Source organism: Streptococcus sp. GMD4S, from assembly GCF_000296955.1.
The window spans coordinates 1-568 of sequence record NZ_AJRE01000410.1 but is presented as its reverse complement, the minus strand read 5'-3'; the positions used below and the strand labels follow the sequence as shown (position 1 = coordinate 568).

Below are 568 nucleotides of genomic sequence, written 5' to 3'. Positions count from 1 at the left end.
AAAGTGATAGGATTTTTTTATATCAAAGGTCTAAGCCATTAATTTTTAATCGATTGTGATAAGCCAATTCTAATAAATAGGTGTAAAGAGGGAGGATGTCCGTTTTTTTAGGGAATTCAAATTTATGGAAACTCAGATGCTCATTATGTGCTTTAAGAGAGATATTTTCTAAATAAGTAATCGTAATCTCACTATCATCTATACCTGCTCCAGCAGTTTCCATTTCAACGTTTACAATGTTCATCAAAAAGAGTGACTTAACAGACACCTTGCGACCAGTGGCACCTTGCTTATCTGTAAAAATAATACGAATATTTGTAAAGATGATGGAATCGCGAATAAGTTTATATCCACTTTGAATTTCTTCATTCTCTAGTAGATATTGACCATATTCTTTGATAAGAGTCTCTTTGTTTTCCTCGCTGAAGTTACCAGCAAGTCCTTGAATAAATTTTCCAAACACCATGTATTTCTCCTTTATTTACACTAAGTTTACAGGAACTTCAACTTCTCGTAAACCTTGATCTGTTAAAGTAACCTTTCCATTAAAAAACTCTACAAGAGCAGA

1 protein-coding gene and 1 pseudogene are annotated in these 568 nt (G+C 32.7%); both read right to left on the bottom strand.

Annotated features, from left to right (window positions below):
• Positions 1–22: 22 nt before the first annotated feature.
• Positions 23–466: a PH domain-containing protein gene (locus GMD4S_RS10225; protein ID WP_000231197.1), complete on the bottom strand. Its 444-nt coding sequence runs from the start codon at positions 464–466 to the stop codon at positions 23–25.
• A gap of 15 nt (positions 467–481) precedes the next feature.
• Positions 482–568 (bottom strand): annotated as a pseudogene (locus tag GMD4S_RS13140) (YigZ family protein); the annotation flags it as partial.